Genomic DNA, 19,566 nt, shown 5'->3' on the forward strand with positions numbered 1-19,566 from the left:
CGGGTGGGCCGGGAAAGCGGGCGAGCGCGCGGGCAGCCTCCGGACTGGAGGCGATGGCGTGGCGGACGCGCAGCCCGTGCCGCTCCAGCCGTTCTACCACGTCCGCGGCCAGCGCGTCGTCGCCGCCCCATAAATGGCCGCAGCCGCTGATGTCGAGCATCAGCCCATCGACGCCATCGGGCGCGGCATTGGGGGTATAACGGGCGCAGCCGTCGCACAGCCGTTCCAGCCAGTCCTGGTCGGCATGGGGGTCTGCTTCAAAGACGCGCAGATCCGGTTCGCGCGCGCGCGCGTCGGCCAGCGTCATGCCCGGCGTCAGACCGATCGCCAGCCCGTCCGCATCGATGCACCCCAGCCGCATCGCGCCGCGCACCATGTCCGCCACCACCGCCGGCCCTTCGCCCGCGGCCCAGAGGTCAGGCCGCGCGACCCGCAGCCGGTCGATCGGCAGGAAGGGGAAGCCCAGCGCCAGATAGCGGCGTGGCTGCGTCTGCCCGATCCCGTCCATCGCCATGGCGTTCATCGCCCGCATCTCCAAAACATCGTCTTTCCGTGTCCCACACCAGCCGCCATGCCTGTCCGTCCGGTCCCGCCCGGCGGCGCAGCAGGGTGAGGTCAAAGGCGCTGTGTCCCGGCGCGTTGCCCGGCAACGGCGCGGACGGGGCGGCCGCCACCTGCCAGCGCGTGTCCGCTGCGCTGGGCACCGGCGCGCCGTCGATTCGCAGCAGCAGCGCGGTGACGCCCGACGCTTCGGCCGCCAGCGCCAGCCGGCGGCTGGCGGTCAGGTCGAGCAAGGGCGCGCGGCCGCGCAATTCCATCACCAGCCCGCCCAGCGCCGGACAGCGCAGCGCATCGACCGCCGCACGCAGCAACATGGCGTCATCACGCATCACCCCCAGCAGCAGGCGCGCCGGATCAAGGCCGAGCGCGGCGAGGCCGGGTCCATAGGGAAGGCCGCCGATCCGTGCCGCGCCGTCGCTGCGCAGCCACAGCAAGGGCGCGTCCCGACCCGCCAGCTGCGCCCAAAGCAGCGCAAGGCCGGTCGCCGCCCCCTCCTCCCCGCCCGCACCGAACAGTTCGTGCACGCGCCCACGCGCAAGTCCGCCGCCCAGCATCGCGTCGAGCGGACCATGGCCGGTGGCGAAGCGGACGCACCTGTCCCGCGCTGGCGCCCGGTCCAGCGAGGCGATATGCCGCCTGAGCGCGGCGAGGCTGGGAATCGACTCGACCATTGCATGTTCCTGTTATGTTCTTTTTCTGCGCAGGAACGGCGCGAGTCAATGGATGCTCTTTCGCAAAAGAGCGGGCGCGCGCAAAATCGGCGTTTATTCAGTCGGGATAGCGGATCGCCATGACTTCATAGTCGCGTTCGCCTGCCGGCAACATCACGCGGCGAAGGTCGCCGACCGCCGCGCCGCGCAGGGCGCGGGCAATGGGAGAACCCCAGCCGATGCGGCCGGCGTCGACATCGGTTTCGTCATTGCCGACGAGGGTGACGGTGCGATGATTGTCGTCTTCATCCGCGATGGTGACGGTCGCGCCGAAATAGACACGGCTCTTGTCTGGCTGATGCCGGGGATCGACGACCTTGGCGTCCTTCATTTTCTTTGACAGGCGCTTTAGCTGCCCGTCGATTTCGCGCATCCGCTTGCGCCCATAGAGATAGTCGCCATTTTCGCTGCGGTCGCCATTGCCAGCCGCCCAGCTGACGACTTCGACGATGCGGGGGCGTTCGACGCCGAGCAGATGGTCATAGTCCGCGCGCAGCTTCGCGAAGCCTTCGGGCGTGATGTAATTGGGATAAGGGGTGGCCATGGCCGCCCCCTCCTAGCCGTTCGGGCGGAGCGGAGTCGAGATGGGCGTCCCGACTCCTTCTAGAGGCTTCAGCCCGGCGTCTGCTTGCCCAGATAGCGGCTGAGCACTGCATTGCTGCCGCGGAATTTGGCGCGTTCCGGGTTCATGGCTTCATAGACGACAGCGTTTTCGAGCACGCGCTGGACATAATTTTTCGTTTCGTAGATCGGGATATTCTCGATCCAGCGCAATATGTCCGACCCTGGCAGGCGCGGATCGCCATTGGCCCTGATCCATTTGTTCACATTGCCCGGCCCGGCATTATAGGCCGCCACCGCAAGCGGATAGCTGCCGCCATAATAATCGAGCATGCGCTGGAAATAGCCCGACCCCAGCATGATGTTATAGCTGGGATCATTGAGGGAGGCGGGATCATAGCTCAGCCCCAGCTTCCCCGCCTGTTCGCGCGCGGTGCCGGGCATCAGCTGCATCAGGCCGCGCGCGCCGGCATGGCTGACGATCTGCTTGTCGAACTGGCTTTCCTGCCGGGCGATGGCGTGGACCATGGTCCAGTTATATTGCGCCTGGCTGGGCACCGGCACCCGCGGAAAGGCGCTGTCGCCATAGCCGGTAAGGCCGCTGGACACGGCGCGGCGGCCGACCATCACGCTCATGTCCGGGCGGTTGATCTGCTGCGCCAGTTCGGCGGCAAGGAAATGATCGGTGTCGCTGTCGGCATTATTGGCGATGGCGCGGGCGAATTTGCTCTGGTCGGCCCAATAGCCCATCTGCCCCAGCGCCTTGACCGCGCGCACGACCGAGCGGTTGTTGAACGCCGCGCGTTCGGCCGCGGAGATCGCCACCGGCCGTTCGACCGTGGCGGGCGCGGGCACCGGACGGCCGAGCCGTTCGAGCGCCAGCTGGCCGTAGAACTGGTCGCCATAATTGGCGGCCTGGGCGAAATAGCTGTTCGCGCTGGCGCTGTCGCCCGCCGACAGGGCGGCGCGGCCGGCCCAATAATAGCCCTTCGACCGGGTCTGGGGCGATTTGGCCGCGTCGGCATAACGGCGGAACATGCCAACCGCGTCCGAGGGACGGTTGAGATTGTAGAAGGCGGTGGTACCCGCCAGCCAGGCAAGGCTGGTATAATCGTCGCGCACGCCGATCGGCTGATCACTGACGTCGGAGCCGGGCGGCACGGCGTCGTCAATCTTGCTGGCGATGCCCCAGGCAAAGCTCCACTGGCTGTCATTCGCCGCGCTGCGCGCGTGATTGAGCAGCACTTCGTAAAATTCCTCCGGATCGCCGGGGCGATAGGTGGCGGCGGGGCGGTTGGCGAGATATTGGCGCGCGGCGATCCAGTTGCCGCTGTCGCGCAGCCAGACCGCCTTGTCAGCCACATAGCCGGCATCGGCCGCGCCCATCGCATCGGCCGACTGCATCAGCGCGGTCGCTTCGGGCGCCTTGCGCTTGAAGGCGATGCGCGCGGAAAAGACCGGGCGGCGCGCGGCGCTGACATAGGGCAGCATCCGCATCGCGCCGGCAATGTCGCCATTCCAGAGCAGCATGTCGGCGCGCAGATCATGGTCGGCAGGCGTGAAGGCCGATCCGAACAGCGAAAGCAGCCGCGATTCGTCGCTGGGTTGCAGCGTGCCGCCGGTCCAGGCGTTGCGCGCGGCGATTCGCGCTTCGTCCATCCGCCCCAATTGCATCAGCGCCACCGCGTTGCGGGCATGGCCCACGGGCGTGCGCGGCGGGAACTGCGCGAAGAAGGCGATGACCTGCGCGGGCGAATAGCTATCGGGATTGATACCGGTTTCAGCGAGGCGGCGCATCCGGTCTTCGCCCGGCCAGCCCGGATTGGCCATGATGAAGCTGGCATAAGGCGCAAAGCCCAGCCCATCGCTTTGTTGCAGGGCGCGCCACTGGCTGATCGTTCCGGCGATCGAGCCGTCGGTGGGCTGCCCGATTTGCGCCTGAACCCGGTTCCACTGGCTGGGCTGACCATATTCGGGCGGCACCGGCTGCACCATCGCACCCGAAGGCGCAGGAGGCGCGGTGTCTTCGGGCTGGGCGCTGGCGCCAGCGGTCATCAGCAACAAGGCAATAATCGGCATGCGGATCAGATAACTTTCGACAGGAGGAGGGGTGCGCATGCTGGACATAATCGCATTTGCGTCCTTATCAGGCCCTGAATGACGCGCTATAGCGCGCCGCTTGTCCCATCATGCCCCGGCAGCCCGGAGATTTGAAGGAGTTTCATCATGTTTTCGGGCTCGATTCCGGCTCTGGTCACCCCGTTCCGCGACGGGACGATCGACGAGGCCGCCTTTCGCGCGTTCGTCGACTGGCAGATTGCGGAAGGATCGAGCGCATTGGTGCCGTGCGGGACGACCGGCGAAAGCGCGACGATGACGGTGGAGGAGCATAATCGCGTCATCGCCATCTGCGTCGACCAGGCGGCGGGCCGCGTGCCGGTGATCGCGGGCTGCGGGTCCAACGACACGCGCATCGCGCTCGACCATATGTATGCAGCGCAGGGCGCGGGCGCGGATGCGGCGCTGGTGGTCGCGCCTTATTACAACAAGCCCAATCAGGAGGGCGTCTATCGCCATTTCGCCTATCTGGCCGAACGCTGCGACCTGCCCATCATCCTCTATAATGTGCCCAGCCGCACCATCACCGACATCGGCGTGCCGGTGATCCACCGCCTGTCGGAGGAATTCCAGACCATCATCGGCATCAAGGACGCGACCGGGAATCTGGGGCGGGTCACCGCGCAGCGTCTGGCCTGCCGCCCGGACTTCTGCCAACTGTCGGGCAATGACGAAACGGCATTGGGATTCAACGCGATGGGCGGCAAGGGATGCATCAGCGTCACCGCCAATGTCGCGCCGCGCCTGTGCGCCGATTTCCAGTCCGCGATGGCCCGCCATGACTGGGATGGCGCATTGGCGCTTCAGGATCGTCTCTATCCGCTGCACGATGCCCTGTTCAGCGATTCTTCACCCGGCCCGGTTAAATATGCCCTCACGCGGGTTCGCCCCGACATGCCCGGCGACGTTCGACTGCCCATCACCTGGCCGTCGGAATCGAGCCGGGCGGCGGTGGACCGGGCGCTGGAGATTGCGGGACTGGTCTAAAACCCTACATCCGTTCGGTCCGAACCTGTCGGGAACCGGAATGACAGGGTAAGCGACAGGCTCGAACCGAACGGAATGAAGTAGAGAATAATGGCCCGCCCCCGCCCCGAAACCTTCGACAAGAAGAAGATCGTCGCCGAAAACCGGCGCGCGAAGTTCGAATATTTCCTGGAGGATGTGTTCGAGGCCGGCATCGCCCTGCAAGGCACCGAGGTCAAATCGCTGCGCTTTGGCGAAGGCAATATCGCCGAAAGCTATGCCGAGGTGAAGGGCAACCAGGTGTGGCTGGTCAACAGCAACATCCCCGAATTCAGCCATGGCAACCGGTTCAATCATGAATCCAAGCGGCCCCGCAAATTGTTGCTGCATGAACGGGAAATCGCCCGGATGCACGGCGCGGTCGACCGCAAGGGCATGACGCTGGTGCCGCTGGCGCTGTATTTCAACAGCCGGGGCAAGGTGAAGGTCGAGCTGGCGCTGGCCAAGGGCAAGAAGACCCATGACAAGCGCGAGACGATCAAGGAACGCGACTGGAAGCGCGACCAACAGCGCATCATGAAGGCGCATAGCTGATGAGCCGGTTGACCCGCTGGTGGCACGCCAATTGCCCGACCCGCGAGTCGATGGAGCGCAGTCGCATCCTCGCCCCGGTCGCGCACCGCGTGCTGGAGCCGTCGCTGTGGCGCTTTACCCGCCGGTCGGTGCCGCGCGGCGTGGCGCTGGGCCTGTTCGTCGGCATATTCCTGATGATCCCGGGCGTGCAGATTGCGGGCGCGGCGCTGCTGGCGCTGCCTTTCCGCGCCAATATCCCGGTCGCCGCCGCCATGACATTCCTGTCCAACCCGGCGACGACGCCGCTGATCCTGATGGCGTCGGTGTGGCTGGGCAACTGGATGCTGGGGCGCAGCGCGGACGCGTCGGGTTTCATGGCGCTGGTCGATGGACATGCGAGCGTGCGCGAATGGAGCGCCTGGCTGGTGTCGGAAGCGGCGCCCGCCATGCTGATCGGCCTGTTGATCATTTCGCTGGCGTGCACCGCGATCGGCTATGTCGCGGCCGACTGGTTCTGGCGCCATCGCATGGGCCGCAAATGGCAGGCGCGCAAATTGAGGATTGGCAAGGTCCATCAAAGCGGGCCATTGGAGAAGGCGGCCGGCGTCTGACGTCGCGCCCGCAGGTTTCGATGGCGATGCAGGGGGTTGGCCGGTCATGGCGGCACGGCTGAAGACGGACGATGAAGCGTGGCTGGGCCAGCCACCGTCGCCCTTTGTCCTGCCGATGCTGCTGGGCGCGGCATTGCTGTCGGCAGGCCTTATCCTCTATGCGGCGGGCGATGCGGTGCTGGCGGCGGGCTTTGCCGCAAGCGTGATCGCCATTGCAGCGCTGATGCGCTGGTATCGCCACCTCACCGCGCCGGCGCTGGCGGACCGTGAGGCGACGCCCGACTGGACGGTCGCGCGCGCCGCCGCCGACGCGTCCAACATCGCCATCGCCGTCACCGACCGGTCGGGCCGGCTGGTGTGCGCCAGCGACCTGTTCGGCGAATGGTTTCCCGGCTATCCCACGCCACCGGGCGTCAGCAATGACGCAGGTCTGACCGAAAGCCTCTCGCAGGCCGCGCGCGCCGCCTGGCGCGACGGCGACGGCAAGCTGGAAGGGCTGGCGATGGGGGCGCTGCGGCTGGATGTCGACATTGCCCGCACCGGGCGAACCGAGGATTATCTGCTGTGGCGCTTCACCCCGGTGCGGCAGCCAAGCGCGCTGGACGATGTCCATCGCTTCCTGGCCGGGGAAGCCGGGCGGCAATTGGGCGAAGCGGGCATCATGGCGGTGATGATCGGCGGCGAAGGGCGCATTCGCGCGGCCAATGGCGCCTTCCTGCTGCGCGCGGCGGGCCGGATCGACGCCAATATCACCGGTCGCGATTTCGCCGCGCATATGCGGGTGGACGACAAGGGCCGGTTGTTCCTGGCGCGCGAGGAAAATGGCGGGTTGCCGCTGCGGCTGCTTCAGGTGCCGCTGCGCCGCGCGAGCCAGCCGGGCGCGACGCAGGCGACGGTGCAGGACGGACCGATGCTGTTGCTGCTGATCGACGAGCCGACCGGCGGCGGGGGCACATCGGCGCTGTCCTATATCGAAACCCTGCTGTCGCTGCTGCCCTTTGGCCTGGCGATGGCGGATCGCGACGGGCGCATCCTGTTCGTCAACAAGGCGTTCGCCCGCGCCGCAGGCCTTAAATCCGGGGACAAGCCCAGCTATCCCGGCGATCTGGTCGCGCGTGAGGACCAGGCGGCGGTGGCGGACGCGGTGCGGCGCTTTGCCGTCGGCCCGCAAATGTCGGGCGATATCGTCGTGCGCATGCGCGACCAGCCCGACGAACCGACCGCGCTCAGCCTGGCGGGGGTGCGCGGCCTGGGCGAGGCGGCGGTGCTGTTGTCGCTCAAGGACAATAGCGAGGAAAGCAAGCTCAAGCGGCAGGTGGCGCAGGCCACCAAGATGCAGGCGATCGGCCAGCTGGCGGGCGGCGTGGCGCATGATTTCAACAATATCCTGACCGCCATCATCGGCCATTGCGACCTGATGCTGATGCGCCATGTGCCGGGCGACAGCGATTATGACGACATCCAGCAGGTCAAGTCGAACAGCAATCGCGCGGCGGGGCTGACGCGGCAGCTGCTCGCCTTTTCCCGGCAGCAGACGTTGCGGCCGCAAATCCTGCAATTGCCCGACATCGTGTCGGACGTGTCGAACCTGTTGAAGCGGCTGCTGGGCGAAAATGTCCGGCTGGAGGTCAGCCATGGCCGCAATCTGGGCGCGGTGCGGGCCGATCCGGGGCAGCTGGAACAGGTGATCGTCAACCTGGCCGTCAATGCGCGCGACGCCATGCCCGAAGGCGGCACGCTCAACATCCAGACCTATGCCGTGCCCGCCGCCAAGGCGCGCGAGATGCGTCAGCAGATCCTGCCCGTCAGCGACTATACCGCGCTGCGCGTGTCGGACACGGGCCTGGGCATTCCGCCCGATATATTGGCCAAGATTTTCGAGCCTTTCTTCACCACCAAGGAATTGGGCAAGGGCACGGGCCTGGGCCTGTCCACCGTCTATGGCATCGTCAAACAGTCGGGCGGCTATATCTTCGCCGAATCCGAACTGGGCCGCGGGGCGAGCTTCGTCATCTATCTGCCGGTCTATTCGGGCGCCGACGCGCAGCAGGAGGCGCCGGCGCGCGAGCCGGTGAAGCGCGCCGAAACATGGGGATCGGGCACCATATTGCTGGTCGAGGACGAGGATATGGTGCGCGCGGTCGCCGAGCGCGCGCTGACGCGCCAGGGCTATACGGTGCTGACCGCCAATGATGGGGAACAGGGGCTGGAGGTGCTGGCCGCGCATGACGATATCGACCTGCTGATCTCCGACGTCGTCATGCCCAATATGGATGGACCGGCGATGGTGGCGCGCGCGCGCGTCAGCCACCCGCATCTGCCGGTGCTGTTCATGTCCGGCTATGCCGAGGAACAGCTGCGCAAGTCGATCGACATCGCCAATGTCGCCTTCCTGCCCAAGCCTTTTTCCGTCAATCAGTTGGCGCAGGCGGCGCGCGACACGATGGCGATGCATCGGGCGGCGGAATGATCTTGCGACCGGTCAGGGCATGGGGGCTGGGCAAGCGCGCGCCATTGGGCTAGCGAAGCGCCCGGTCGAACAAAGGAAACAGGCATGTCCGAGGCAAAATCCATCCTCGTCGTCGAAGATGAAGCGATGATCGGCATGATGCTCGAAGATTATCTCGACGCGCTCGGCTACCGGCTGCACGCGCTGGTCGCGACGGTGGATGAAGGGTGCGAGCAGGCGCGTCAGGGCGGTTTCGACGGCGCGCTGCTAGATTGCAATTTGCAGGGCGAGAAAAGCTGGCCGATCGCCGACATACTGGCGCAGGCGGGCATTCCCTTCGCCTTTGCGACGGGGGGCATGGCCGACGACCTGCCGCCCGCCCATGCCGATCGGCCGACGCTGGCCAAGCCCTTCACCATGGGCGCGGTGGAACGCGCCTTGGGCCGGATCGTGGGGAATTAGGGCGCAGACTCTCCGCCTGATAGGAAAATTCCGTTCCCCTCTTGTTCCATGAGAACAAATGGGATACATCATCGTCCAGCGCCGGCAGACTCGGCGCGATCCGCTTGACAGGGGATGGGCCGATGACCGCAATGCTCCAACTTATCGATTCCAAGAAGACGGGGAATATGGACAGACAAAAAGCATTGGATGCCGCGCTCGCCCAGATCGACCGCGCTTTTGGCAAGGGCTCGGCGATGAAGCTGGGGTCGCGCGAGAAGATCGAGATCGAATCCATTTCGACCGGATCGCTGGGTCTGGATATTGCGCTGGGCATTGGCGGCCTGCCTAAGGGCCGTATCATCGAGATTTACGGGCCGGAAAGCTCGGGCAAGACGACGCTGACGCTGCACGCTATTGCCGAAGCGCAGAAGGCCGGCGGGACGGCGGCGTTCGTCGACGCGGAACATGCGCTGGACCCCGCCTATGCCAAGAAGCTGGGCGTCGACATCGACGAACTGATCGTGTCGCAGCCCGATACCGGCGAACAGGCGCTGGAAATCGTCGACACGCTGGTGCGGTCGAACGCGATCGACATATTGGTGATCGATTCGGTCGCGGCGCTGGTGCCTCGCGCGGAGATCGAGGGTGAGATGGGCGACAGCCATGTCGGTTTGCAGGCGCGGCTGATGAGCCAGGCGCTGCGCAAGCTGACCGGCTCCATCTCCCGCTCCAAATGCATGGTGATCTTCATCAACCAGGTGCGCATGAAGATCGGCGTGATGTACGGCAATCCGGAAACCACGACCGGCGGCAATGCGCTCAAATTCTACGCCTCGGTCCGGCTCGATATTCGCCGCACCGGCCAGATCAAGGATCGCGACGACGTCGTGGGCAACGCGACCCGGGTGAAGGTGGTCAAGAACAAGGTCGCTCCGCCGTTCAAGCAGGTCGAATTCGACATCATGTATGGCGAGGGCATTTCCAAGATCGGCGAATTGCTGGACATCGGCGTGAAGGCGGGACTGGTCGAGAAATCGGGCGCTTGGTTCTCCTACGATTCGATCCGCATCGGCCAGGGCCGGGAAAACGCCAAAACCTATCTGAAAGAACATCCCGAACTGGCCGAACGTCTGGAAAAGGCGATCCGCGGCAAGACCGAGGAAGTGGCCGACGGGATGATGACCGGACCCGATGCGGAGGATGATGGCGAATAAGCCGAATGGGGGCGCTGGCCGGATCAGCCCGCGCGCCCTTCGCCCATGCTCGCCCGCCTGGCGCATCACGCACCGAAAAGGCCCGCCGCGCTTCCCTGCGCGCTGCGGGCCTTTTACCGTTTGCCCGGCGGACGATGTCCCAGCACTTGGCAAAGCGATGGCCACTTTTGTCGAAAGAACGGTGTAGTGTTCGCGTCAGCGGCCGCACCTACGGGCGCAGGCGAGAGATTCTTGGGATAGCGGCGGCGGCGCATGCTCGACGCAGTTCCAGCTTTTGGCAATCGAAGCCGGCCCTCGTCCCCTCGGGCAACGCTCCAGTCGCCCCCCTTTTTGCACACCGCCAACCGCAAAATGAGGACGCCCGTCACCGCCCTCTCCCACCTGCCATCGCTAATGCGCTTGCGCCATGCCTGCGGGACGGCGAAGCTGCGCGGCACGGGCCGATTCGCGCCCGCTCTCCAAATTCGGATCATCCCCCATGCGCATCGCGATCGAAGCGATCCTAGACTATGACTTTGCCTGCCCGACCGACGTGCTGCTCGCCGTCGAGGCCGCCGCCGTGCCCGACCAGCGTGTGCTGAACCAGTCGCATATCATCGACAATGCAGGCCCGCTGACCAACAAGGTCGGCGGCAGCGGCGTCGGCCGGCGGACCTGGACCCGCACCGGCACGGGCCGCATGGTCAGCACCTATCGTGCGACGCTGGACATCGACCGCGCGCCGGTCGAGATCCGCCACCTGCCGCGCAGTCCCCTGCCCAGCCTGCCCGAGGACGTGCTGCCCTTCATCTGGCCCAGCCGCTATTGCGAGGCCGACCGTTTCGGCAGTTTCGTCGGTGGTCATTTTCCCGATCTGGACGGCGGCGCGCTGGTGCAGGCGCTGGTGGACTGGGTGCGCGACAATGTCGCCTATGTGTCGGGCAGTTCCATGATCACTACGACCGCAGCCGACACCTTCGTCGCGCAGCAGGGCGTGTGCCGGGACTTTGCGCATCTGACCGCCGCCCTGATCCGGTCGCGCGACATTCCCGCGCGGCTGGTGTCGGTCTATGCGCTCGATCTCGACCCGCCCGATTTCCATGCGGTGGTGGAAGTGTGGCTGGACGGTGCCTGGCACCTCATCGATGCGACGGGGCTGGCTCCGGTCGAGACGATGGCGCGGATCGCGGTGGGGCGCGATGCGACCGACATCGCCTTCATGACCATCTTTGGCGGAGCGCAGATGAATGCACAGTCGATCCGCGTCAGTCGCCTGCCCGACGAGGACTGACCGGAGCGGTCAGGCCCACCAGGTGGCAACCTCCTCCACCGCCGCGCGCGCGGCGGCGGGATCGGGCGTTTCATTGGCGTCGCCATAGCCGAACCAGTCATCCTGACCGACCGGCTGCACGACGATGCCATCGCGCCGCGCGAGCAGCGCGATGCCGCGATAATAGACGCCAAAGGTCGCGCCGGGCTGCGGGATCAGCCAGGCGATCTGGCCGCGCACCGGCACGATGCTGTCATCGCGCCATAGAGCCCGTGCGCCATAGCCGGTGCAGTTGATGATGGATTTTTCCCGAAGCGCGGCAAGATCACCGGGCGCGTGAAAGACACGCGGTTCGATCCGTCCGCCAGCGATCAGGAAATCGCTGGTCAATTGATGGGCAAGATCCGCGACATTGAAGGTGAGCGACGAATTGCGGCGGACACGGTCGGCGCGAAAGGGGTGCGCGCCGCGCGGCAGCTCGACCGAATGCGGCGTGATATCGCGCAGCCGCCCGTCCAGACGGAGAAAATCGTCGTGGCGTTCGGGCGCAGGTGGCACTTGCGCGATGGTCGGAGCTGCGGCTGGCGCATCCGAAAGGATATAACGGTCTGTCCATTCGACCGGGGCGCCCGGCAGGCCAAGGAAGCTCTGATAGTGGGCAAAGGAGGCGCGCGCCATCGTCTCCCACCGGTCGGCGAACCCGGCATCGACCGCGCCCGCCATCGCGATGCGGCTGTCGGGCGACCAGGTGCCGGTGGCGCGGGCGGAGCGGACATCAGGAAATTGCTCCTTGGCGTAGATGGTGACGCGCGCACCGGCCCGCTGCGCCGTCAGTGCCGCAGTGAGGCCGAGCGCACCCGCGCCGATGACCGCAATGTCGCGCACACCATCGTCCATGGCGAGCGGCACCGCCAGCTGCGCCGATCCCCAGCTCAACGACCAGCCGCTGCCGCCATGGCCGTAATTGTGGACGACCCGCTTGCGCCCGACCTGCTCCACCTCGATGCGCGGGCCGGCGGCGCGAAAAGGTCGCAGGCACACAGTGGTGCGAAAGATGCGGTCCACGCTGGCGCGGATCGGTTCGACCCCGGCGAGGGCGTTGAAGGGCGACGCGGCCCCCGCCCGCGCGGCCATCAGCGACACTGCGCCAGCGCCCAGGCCCGCGCGCAGAAAATGCCGTCTGTCCATGATCACCCCTTCTCGTCGCGCCCCCGTCATCAACGAAGGAGCCGGTCATATTCCGCCGCACTGTTCGCGACAAAATGCCGCGACACAACCCAGATCATGGACAAGCCGGCCGCACGAACATAAAAGGAACATCATGGCGCAAATGTCCACCCGGCAGAAACTCGAAATATTGGCCGACGCCGCCAAATATGATGCGTCCTGCGCGTCGTCGGGCACGGCGAAGCGGGATTCGCGCGGGGGCAAGGGGATCGGATCGACCGAGGGCATGGGCATTTGTCACGCCTATGCGCCCGATGGCCGATGCATATCGCTGCTTAAGATCCTGCTGACCAACAGCTGCATCTTCGACTGCCATTATTGCATCAATCGTCGGTCGAGCGATGTGCGACGGGCGCGGTTCACCGCCAGGGAAGTGGTGGACCTGACGCTCAATTTCTATCGCCGCAATTATATCGAAGGGCTGTTCCTTTCATCGGGCATCATCCGGTCGTCCGACTATACGATGGAGCAGATGGTCGAGGTCGCCCGGTCGCTGCGCGAAGATCATGATTTTCGCGGCTATATCCATTTGAAGACCATCCCCGACGCTGACCCCGACCTGCTGCGGCAGGCGGGGCTGCACGCCGACCGGCTGTCGATCAATGTCGAATTGCCGACGGAAGGGGGGCTCAAGCGGCTGGCGCCGGAGAAGGACGGCGCGCGGATCGAAGGCGCAATGCGTCATCTGCGGAGCGAAATGGAGGACAAGGGCGAGGCGCGGCGCAAATATCGGCACGCGCCCCGCTTCGCGCCGGCGGGCCAATCGACGCAGATGATCGTGGGGGCCGATGCGGCGGATGATCGCGCCATCATCACGCGCGCGAGCAGCCTTTATGACCGGCATCGGCTGCGCCGCGTCTATTACAGCGCCTTTTCGCCGATCCCATCGCCCAGCGCGGTGCTGCCGCTCAAGCGACCGCCATTGCTACGCGAGCATCGGCTGTACCAGTCGGACTGGATGATGCGTTTCTATGGCTATGACGCGCAGGAGATCGCGGCGGCGACCGATGCGGCGACCGGATGCCTGCCGCTCGACATCGATCCCAAGCTCGCCTGGGCGCTCAACCATCGCGCCCATTTCCCGGTCGACGTCAACCGCGCCCCGCGCGAGGCGCTGCTGCGCGTGCCGGGGCTGGGGGTGAAGGCGGTGGACCGCATCCTCGCCAGCCGTCGGCACCGGCGGCTGCGGCTGGAGGATGTGGCGCGACTGACCGTCTCCATCACCAAATTGCGGCCTTTCCTGGTGGCGGCGGACTGGCGGCCGATGACTCTGACCGACAGCGCCGACCTGCGCGCGCGGCTGGCTCCGCCCGCCAAGCAACTGGATCTGTTTGCGGCGTAGGTGCGGAGATCAGTTTGGGATGGTCGGCAATCGGTCAAGAGCGGCGGTGGGGTCCTCGCCTGCAAGGGGAGAGGGGCCACGAAAGGATGGAAAAGTATAACCCTATCGAGAGGGGGACACCCCTCCGTCTGGCCTACAGCCAGCCACCTCCTCGTTCAGGACAGGATGGTCTGGAGCGACCATTTGCAGTCGGTCAAGACGTGGCACTGCATTACCGAGGCGGCCCCATAGGCTGGCCAAGCATGCAGGATGGCCTTTCGCGCTCCCCGCAATGTGCTAGCAAGCCTCAATGAAGAATCCAAAGCGATCAAAGTCAGCGCCGTTCGGGGATGTGTTTTATCCAGACCATGACACGGTTTGCACCGATGCGTTTAGTCGTTTTCTTGGCGAATATTTCACCAATCTAGATCTGTTTTTCTTCGTTATCCATCTTGTCGCCAAAGCCGACGACGCTCGTGTCACAGCTTCTAAGGCTTTGCTGACCGGTGAAAGCGATCCGGTAAAACGGGAGCAATATGAGAGAAGCATAGCTCAGCCCGACGTGATGTTGGATCAATTAAAAAAGCATTCTACGGTTCAGTCGCACAACCTAACTAATGGCATCGTAAATGCGTTCCAACGCTACTTTTCTGCTATTATTAATTCAGCAGCTTTAAAACGTCCGGATATAATTGCATCATCGCAAACAATAAAAATAGAGGATATACTTCGCTTCAATAAATACAAGGATTTGATTGAGTTTATAATAGATAGAAAGATAAACGAACTTTCTTATGGTGGACTCGTTGATATGGAGAGGTATTTTAGCGATCGACTAGGGGTTCGTATGTTCCCAGATGATCGTCAACGGGATCTTTTGCGGCTTTTTGTCGAAGTTAGAAATATCAACGTTCATAATGGAGGGGTCGTCAATGATATTTTTATTAGTCGCGTTGGCGCCGTGGAAGGCTTTGTCTACGCCAAAGGCAAGACTTTCCACGTTGATATGGACGCGCTTGTAACTCTGTCCGAAAATGCAATGCGGGTCGCTATGCATATCGATGCAACGGTCAGTGCTAAATTCGGGCTTTTGCGGAAGGCGCACCGAAGCTGGAAGCGATCACGGAAGGTGGCGACTAAGGTCGAACCTGAGATTTTAGACGACGGGATAGCTCAGTAAGAAAACCAGTAATTACCGCGTAGTGCCGCTCGATTGAGCCTGCGCTAAAGCAAATTCAGTGCGAGGATCCCTCAGTCCGCAACCCACCCAACCCAGCCATCCGACAAACACCAATTTGCTCACCCGCCAACGTAATTTCGGGTTGATTGACAGCGGCCTGTGCGAAATACTGTTGCCAAGGTCGGACAAAGGAGATCGGGTCGTGGCGACGACATTGGGCCATCGGGCGGAGCGCAAGGGCTTTGCCAAGCGGATCAGCAGCCATCTGGCGGCGGCGCTCGTGGTCTTTTGCCTGGCGCAGATTTTCATCGTCGCGAAAATGGGCGGATCGCTGGCGCTGCATCTGGGCATCATCGTCGCGATCGGCGGCTATGCGGTGGCGGCGCGGGGGCTGGAGCGCCGCTGGCAGATGCTGGACGCGAGCGGCCTGTCGCACAGCGGCCTTGCGTTGCGCTTTCGCCGCGACCTGATGCAGCTCTGGGGCGCTTGCATAATCGGCGCGCTGCTGTGGATCCCCGTCGCCATCATCTTCCGCTTCTTCTTCGGCTGAAAGGCGGAGCCAATCCGCGCGCGCGTCGTTCTCCCCCTCGACAAGAGGAGAAGCGACCATGGCCGACGCCACCATATTCCACCGTCTGAAGCAGGATCATGATAGCCACCGCCAGCTGTTCAAGAAGATGGACGATGCGCAGGGGGACGATGAGCGGCTGAAAAAGCTGTTCGACCAGTTCAAGGTCGAAGTGACCGCCCATGCCGCGGCGGAGGAGGAGACGCTCTACGCCACGATGCTGGCTCGCCCCGACCTACGTGAAGATGCCCAGCATAGCGTGTCCGAGCATAAGGAAATCGACGATTATCTGGAAGAGATGGAAGAGCAGGACTTCAACGGCAAGGAATGGCGCGAAACATTCGCGCAGCTGAAGAAGCGTTACCTGCATCACATCGATGAGGAAGAGGAAGAGATGTTCCCCGACGCGGCGAAGGATCTGAGCGCCGAGGAAGAAAAGACATTGGGCGCCAAGTTTGCCGAGCGCAAACCGGCCGAACTGGAGCGCGCCCAGGCCGAGGACTGACCCCTGTCTCGCCCGGCCGGCCATCAGGACGCATCCCTGCACCGCGTGATGCTGGATGCGCCCGATGATTTTGATGGCTGGCGCGATGCCGCGCGGCGGCTGGCGATCGCGGGGGTCGAGCCGGATCATGTGACCTGGCAGGTGCAGGGCGAAAGCGGCGACCTGTTCGGTGGCGCGCCCCTGCCCCCCGCGCCGGAGCGGTCTGCCTTCTCCGTCCCGCGCGCCTTCGTCGCTTTGGCCGAAACGACGATATTGCACAGCGATGCCGAGCGGTTCGCCCTGCTGTATCAATTGCTGACGCGTTTGCGCGATCAGCCGCGTCTGCTGGAGGACAAGGCCGACCCCTTGCTGCGACGGATCGACGGCCTGGCCAAGGCGGTGCGGCGCGACATCCACAAGATGCGCGCCTTCGTGCGGTTTCGGGAGGTCGAGGAGGATGGCGCTGCGCGCTTCGTCGCCTGGTTCGAGCCGGACCATCATATCGTGCGCGCCAATGCCGGATTTTTCATGCGTCGTTTCGCCACGATGCGCTGGTCGATCCTGACGCCCAAGATCAGTATTCATTGGGATGGCGAGACCCTGCGCGAAGGACCGGGCGCGACCCGCGCGGACGCGCCGGAGGGCGACCCGGTCGAAGCGCTATGGAAGGGCTATTATGCCGCGATCTTCAACCCGGCCCGGCTCAAGACCGGGGCCATGCTGTCGGAAATGCCCAAGAAATATTGGCGCAACCTGCCCGAGGCGGCGCTTATCCCCGACCTTGTCGCCGGCGCGCAGGCGCGGGAGGCGGCCATGATCGCGCGCGCACCCCGGGCGCCGGCGCAACCGGCAGGCGGCAAGGGTAGTGCGGGCGCCAACAGCAAAACGGCTTGGGCGGCGGTGCGCGAGGAAGCGATGGCCTGCACCCGCTGCCCGCTGCACCAGGGCGCCACCCAGACCGTGTTTGGCGAAGGGCCGCTCGACGCGCCGCTGATGTTCATCGGCGAGCAGCCGGGCGACCAGGAGGATCAGGCCGGTCGCCCCTTTGTCGGACCGGCGGGTCAATTGCTGGATCAGGCGTTGATCGAGGCGGGCGTGGACCGCGCACGCGCCTATGTCACCAACGCGGTCAAGCATTTCAAGTTCGAGGCGCGCGGCAAGCGGCGCATCCACCAGACCCCCGACGCGGGCGAGGTGCAGGCGTGCCGATGGTGGCTGACCAAAGAACTCGACATCGTGCGGCCGCGCCTGGTGGTGGCGCTGGGCGCGACGGCGGCGCGCGCGATGCTGGGCAAGGCGGTTACGATCAGCCGCACGCGCGGCGCCGCGATCGCACTGGACCATGGCGCGGAAGGATGGGTGACGGTGCACCCCAGCTATTTGCTGCGCATCCCCGACGAAGCGAAGAAGGCGGAAGAACGCGCGCGGTTCGTCGAGGATTTGCGGGTGATCGGGGAGCGGGTGAAGGCGTTGGGGTGAAAGGGGGGTGTGCCTAAACCGATCGCAACGTAAAATCTGCCATATCAATTGGTAGGGCTGATGGATTGCACAATGTCGAGCAATCCAGGAGGTCGCGCACTTAAGGGCTGGTTGCTTCCTTGCCGATAGCTCGCGGTATCCAGATCGAGCAAGACAGGCCGTTTGTTGCGCGTTCGCCGTCAGGATTCAGAATGCGTTTAAAACATCCCCCAAGTGGGAAATCCCGGCTCAACCAACGCCCCTGCGGGGTGTCCTGCTCATAGGACGTGATATGTGCGTCCTGTAAAAAATCCCACATCTGAGCGGCGGAATCGCCACCACATATATATTTGTGGCTAGCTTCCGTTTCGGTCACATCCCCTGCCGCAACTGCGGTGTTGAGGCACGCCTCCATCAGGGTAGGAAAACGCTCCGGAAAGGGCTCCGGCTGATCGCCTGCCACGAGCAACGAGATGACGAGAGTTAACATGGTGTTTGGGTAATGTCCTACCTTCTTTGAGGCAAGGAACTATTACTCGGCATAAGGCACGTTAATGATCGGAAACCAAATACCATACGCTTTAAAATCGCGATTAATTTTCGAAGATGAGAAACGAGTTTGATGTTTCTGGTATCGTCCAACCTTGTTAATCCGATTTTACCGCGAGCACGCCTCCTCACCCCGCGCTTAGATCATGTTTTTTCATGCAGTGGCGTAGCTGATCATAGGTGAGGCCAAGGCCCTTGGCGGTGGCGCGCTGATTGTAGCGGTAGCGTTCCAGCGCGGCGCGGACGATAGCGGCTTCATAGGCGTCGACCGCGGCCTTGAGGTCGCTGATGCCGTCACAGGGGGAGGACGAGGATGCGGGCGCGGCCGGCGGGGCGGCGGGGGCTTCGTCGCGCGTTTCAACGCGCGGCATCATCGCGCGGGGTTTCCAGGGAGAGGCGAAGGGGTCGAAGGTGATGCGGCTGATCGGCCGGGCGGGATCGTCCCAGCGATAGACGGCGCGCTCCACCACGTTGCGCAGTTCGCGCACATTGCCGGGCCAGCCATAGCCTTCCAGTTCGGCGGCGCAGGCGGCGGTGAAGCCGGGCCATTGCGGCCAGTTGATCTCCGCAGCCATGCGCCGGCCGAAATGATCGGCCAGCACCGCGACGTCGCCTTCGCGCGCGCGCAATGGCGGCAGGGTGATGACCTCGAAACTGAGGCGATCGAGCAGGTCGGGGCGAAAGCGCCCGGCATCGGCGGCGGTGGGCAGATCCTCATTGGTGGCGGCGACGATGCGGACATCGACCCGGACAGGTTTGGATGCGCCGATGCGCGTGACTTCGCCATATTCGATGACGCGCAGCAGCCTTTCCTGCGCCGCCATCGACAAGGTGCCCAGTTCATCCAGGAACAGCGTGCCGCCATCGGCCTCCTCGAACCGGCCGGCGCGCGCGCGGTTGGCGCCGGTGAAGGCCCCCTGTTCATGGCCGAACAGTTCCGCCTCGATCAGGGTTTCGGGCAGCGCCGCGCAGTTCATGGTGATGAGCGGTTCGCCCCAGCGCGGGCTGAGGTGGTGGAGGCGTTCGGCGATCAGTTCCTTGCCGGTGCCGCGTTCACCGATGACCAGCACCGGACGGTTGAGTTCGGCAGCGCGGCCGGCCTGTTCCACAGCGTCGAGAAAGGCAAAGCTCTGGCCGACAAATTGGGTATTTTTCTCCATACGCCAACTTATGGTGAAATTTCCCACCCCTTGGCAAGGGGCATAAAATTGGCGCTGACGTAAATCGCCTGAAAATCGCTAAATTCCGTCATTTTCCGAAATTGGCACGCCCCCTGCAAGGCTATGGGCAATCCGCAGCAAGATGCGGAAATCACATGAAGGC

General features: G+C 64.3%; 19 protein-coding genes. 12 read left to right on the forward strand and 7 right to left on the reverse strand.

The window, feature by feature from the left end; all coding sequences use genetic code 11:
* From RLDS_RS43070 to RLDS_RS43085, 4 genes are all read right to left on the reverse strand, one after another.
* The coding region (locus RLDS_RS43070; RefSeq protein ID WP_161626733.1) for a Y-family DNA polymerase at window positions 1-514 on the reverse strand (514 nt) is incomplete at its 3' end.
* Entirely contained in the window at window positions 417-1,232 is an 816-nt protein-coding gene (locus RLDS_RS43075) for an ImuA family protein (protein ID WP_021226624.1), read from the reverse strand. The genes RLDS_RS43075 and RLDS_RS43070, both read right to left, overlap by 98 nt.
* A 97-nt stretch (window positions 1,233-1,329) precedes the next feature.
* Entirely contained in the window at window positions 1,330-1,815 is a 486-nt protein-coding gene (gene greB, locus RLDS_RS43080; protein ID WP_021226625.1) for a transcription elongation factor GreB, read from the reverse strand.
* A gap of 68 nt (window positions 1,816-1,883) precedes the next feature.
* Window positions 1,884-3,959 carry a lytic transglycosylase domain-containing protein gene (locus RLDS_RS43085; RefSeq protein ID WP_021226626.1) on the reverse strand — a complete coding sequence of 692 codons (2,076 nt, stop codon included), beginning with the start codon at window positions 3,957-3,959 and terminating at the stop codon, window positions 1,884-1,886.
* 99 nt (window positions 3,960-4,058) lie between these two features.
* Between RLDS_RS43085 and dapA the strand changes: the two genes are divergently transcribed.
* From dapA to RLDS_RS43120, 7 genes are all read left to right on the forward strand, one after another.
* A complete protein-coding gene (gene dapA / locus RLDS_RS43090) occupies window positions 4,059-4,937 on the forward strand; it encodes a 4-hydroxy-tetrahydrodipicolinate synthase (RefSeq protein WP_021226627.1) in 879 nt (292 codons plus the stop codon).
* Window positions 4,938-5,027: 90 nt separating this feature from the next.
* A complete protein-coding gene (smpB, locus tag RLDS_RS43095; protein WP_021226628.1) occupies window positions 5,028-5,510 on the forward strand; it encodes an SsrA-binding protein SmpB in 483 nt (160 codons plus the stop codon).
* Window positions 5,507-6,100, forward strand: coding sequence for a DUF2062 domain-containing protein (locus RLDS_RS43100; RefSeq protein ID WP_031298360.1), 594 nt, complete (start codon window positions 5,507-5,509; stop codon window positions 6,098-6,100). Before smpB ends, RLDS_RS43100 begins: the two co-directional genes overlap by 4 nt.
* Before the next feature lie 46 nt (window positions 6,101-6,146).
* Entirely contained in the window at window positions 6,147-8,570 is a 2,424-nt protein-coding gene (locus RLDS_RS43105) for a hybrid sensor histidine kinase/response regulator (RefSeq protein ID WP_021226630.1), read from the forward strand.
* An 84-nt stretch (window positions 8,571-8,654) separates the two neighbouring features.
* Complete coding sequence (locus RLDS_RS43110) at window positions 8,655-9,011, forward strand: response regulator (protein ID WP_021226631.1); 357 nt, start codon at window positions 8,655-8,657, stop codon at window positions 9,009-9,011.
* Between the two features lie 122 nt (window positions 9,012-9,133).
* Window positions 9,134-10,207 (forward strand): recombinase RecA, encoded by a 1,074-nt coding sequence (gene recA / locus RLDS_RS43115; RefSeq protein ID WP_021226632.1) that lies wholly within the window; start codon window positions 9,134-9,136, stop codon window positions 10,205-10,207.
* 478 nt (window positions 10,208-10,685) lie between these two features.
* On the forward strand, window positions 10,686-11,477 hold the full coding sequence (locus RLDS_RS43120) for a transglutaminase-like domain-containing protein (protein WP_021226633.1): 792 nt from the start codon (window positions 10,686-10,688) through the stop codon (window positions 11,475-11,477).
* A 9-nt stretch (window positions 11,478-11,486) separates the two neighbouring features.
* Here the strand turns inward: RLDS_RS43120 and RLDS_RS43125 are convergent, their stop codons facing one another.
* A complete protein-coding gene (locus tag RLDS_RS43125; RefSeq protein WP_021226634.1) occupies window positions 11,487-12,644 on the reverse strand; it encodes an FAD-dependent oxidoreductase in 1,158 nt (385 codons plus the stop codon).
* A gap of 133 nt (window positions 12,645-12,777) precedes the next feature.
* Between RLDS_RS43125 and RLDS_RS43130 the strand changes: the two genes are divergently transcribed.
* From RLDS_RS43130 to RLDS_RS43150, 5 genes are all read left to right on the forward strand, one after another.
* Window positions 12,778-14,025, forward strand: coding sequence for a putative DNA modification/repair radical SAM protein (locus RLDS_RS43130; protein WP_021226635.1), 1,248 nt, complete (start codon window positions 12,778-12,780; stop codon window positions 14,023-14,025).
* A 289-nt stretch (window positions 14,026-14,314) separates the two neighbouring features.
* Entirely contained in the window at window positions 14,315-15,184 is an 870-nt protein-coding gene (locus RLDS_RS43135; protein ID WP_031298362.1) for a hypothetical protein, read from the forward strand.
* A gap of 202 nt (window positions 15,185-15,386) precedes the next feature.
* Window positions 15,387-15,734, forward strand: coding sequence for a hypothetical protein (locus tag RLDS_RS43140; protein WP_021226637.1), 348 nt, complete (start codon window positions 15,387-15,389; stop codon window positions 15,732-15,734).
* 58 nt (window positions 15,735-15,792) lie between these two features.
* Complete coding sequence (locus RLDS_RS43145; protein WP_021226638.1) at window positions 15,793-16,257, forward strand: hemerythrin domain-containing protein; 465 nt, start codon at window positions 15,793-15,795, stop codon at window positions 16,255-16,257.
* Window positions 16,258-16,293: 36 nt separating this feature from the next.
* Window positions 16,294-17,715, forward strand: coding sequence for a UdgX family uracil-DNA binding protein (locus RLDS_RS43150; protein ID WP_031298363.1), 1,422 nt, complete (start codon window positions 16,294-16,296; stop codon window positions 17,713-17,715).
* Between the two features lie 100 nt (window positions 17,716-17,815).
* On the opposite strand, the gene RLDS_RS43155 is transcribed toward RLDS_RS43150, so the two are convergent.
* Complete coding sequence (locus tag RLDS_RS43155; protein WP_021226640.1) at window positions 17,816-18,184, reverse strand: hypothetical protein; 369 nt, start codon at window positions 18,182-18,184, stop codon at window positions 17,816-17,818.
* Window positions 18,185-18,371: 187 nt separating this feature from the next.
* Complete coding sequence (pspF, locus tag RLDS_RS43160) at window positions 18,372-19,403, reverse strand: phage shock protein operon transcriptional activator (protein WP_021226641.1); 1,032 nt, start codon at window positions 19,401-19,403, stop codon at window positions 18,372-18,374.
* Window positions 19,404-19,566: the final 163 nt, after the last annotated feature.

Origin of the sequence: Sphingobium lactosutens DS20 (genome assembly GCF_000445105.1) — a bacterium.
Taxonomy (GTDB): Bacteria; Pseudomonadota; Alphaproteobacteria; order Sphingomonadales; family Sphingomonadaceae; genus Sphingobium; species Sphingobium lactosutens.

Excerpts from the sequence above, each read along its gene's own strand:
- RLDS_RS43075 (WP_021226624.1), bottom strand. The coding sequence starts at position 1,232 with ATGGTCGAGTCGATTCCCAGCCTCGCCGCGCTCAGGCGGCATATCGCC.
- greB (WP_021226625.1), bottom strand. The coding sequence starts at position 1,815 with ATGGCCACCCCTTATCCCAATTACATCACGCCCGAAGGCTTCGCGAAG.
- RLDS_RS43085 (WP_021226626.1), bottom strand. The coding sequence starts at position 3,959 with ATGTCCAGCATGCGCACCCCTCCTCCTGTCGAAAGTTATCTGATCCGC.
- dapA (WP_021226627.1), top strand. The coding sequence starts at position 4,059 with ATGTTTTCGGGCTCGATTCCGGCTCTGGTCACCCCGTTCCGCGACGGG.
- smpB (WP_021226628.1), top strand. The coding sequence starts at position 5,028 with ATGGCCCGCCCCCGCCCCGAAACCTTCGACAAGAAGAAGATCGTCGCC.
- RLDS_RS43105 (WP_021226630.1), top strand. The coding sequence starts at position 6,147 with ATGGCGGCACGGCTGAAGACGGACGATGAAGCGTGGCTGGGCCAGCCA.
- RLDS_RS43110 (WP_021226631.1), top strand. The coding sequence starts at position 8,655 with ATGTCCGAGGCAAAATCCATCCTCGTCGTCGAAGATGAAGCGATGATC.
- recA (WP_021226632.1), top strand. The coding sequence starts at position 9,134 with ATGACCGCAATGCTCCAACTTATCGATTCCAAGAAGACGGGGAATATG.
- RLDS_RS43120 (WP_021226633.1), top strand. The coding sequence starts at position 10,686 with ATGCGCATCGCGATCGAAGCGATCCTAGACTATGACTTTGCCTGCCCG.
- RLDS_RS43125 (WP_021226634.1), bottom strand. The coding sequence starts at position 12,644 with ATGGACAGACGGCATTTTCTGCGCGCGGGCCTGGGCGCTGGCGCAGTG.
- RLDS_RS43130 (WP_021226635.1), top strand. The coding sequence starts at position 12,778 with ATGGCGCAAATGTCCACCCGGCAGAAACTCGAAATATTGGCCGACGCC.
- RLDS_RS43135 (WP_031298362.1), top strand. The coding sequence starts at position 14,315 with ATGAAGAATCCAAAGCGATCAAAGTCAGCGCCGTTCGGGGATGTGTTT.
- RLDS_RS43145 (WP_021226638.1), top strand. The coding sequence starts at position 15,793 with ATGGCCGACGCCACCATATTCCACCGTCTGAAGCAGGATCATGATAGC.
- RLDS_RS43155 (WP_021226640.1), bottom strand. The coding sequence starts at position 18,184 with ATGTTAACTCTCGTCATCTCGTTGCTCGTGGCAGGCGATCAGCCGGAG.
- pspF (WP_021226641.1), bottom strand. The coding sequence starts at position 19,403 with ATGGAGAAAAATACCCAATTTGTCGGCCAGAGCTTTGCCTTTCTCGAC.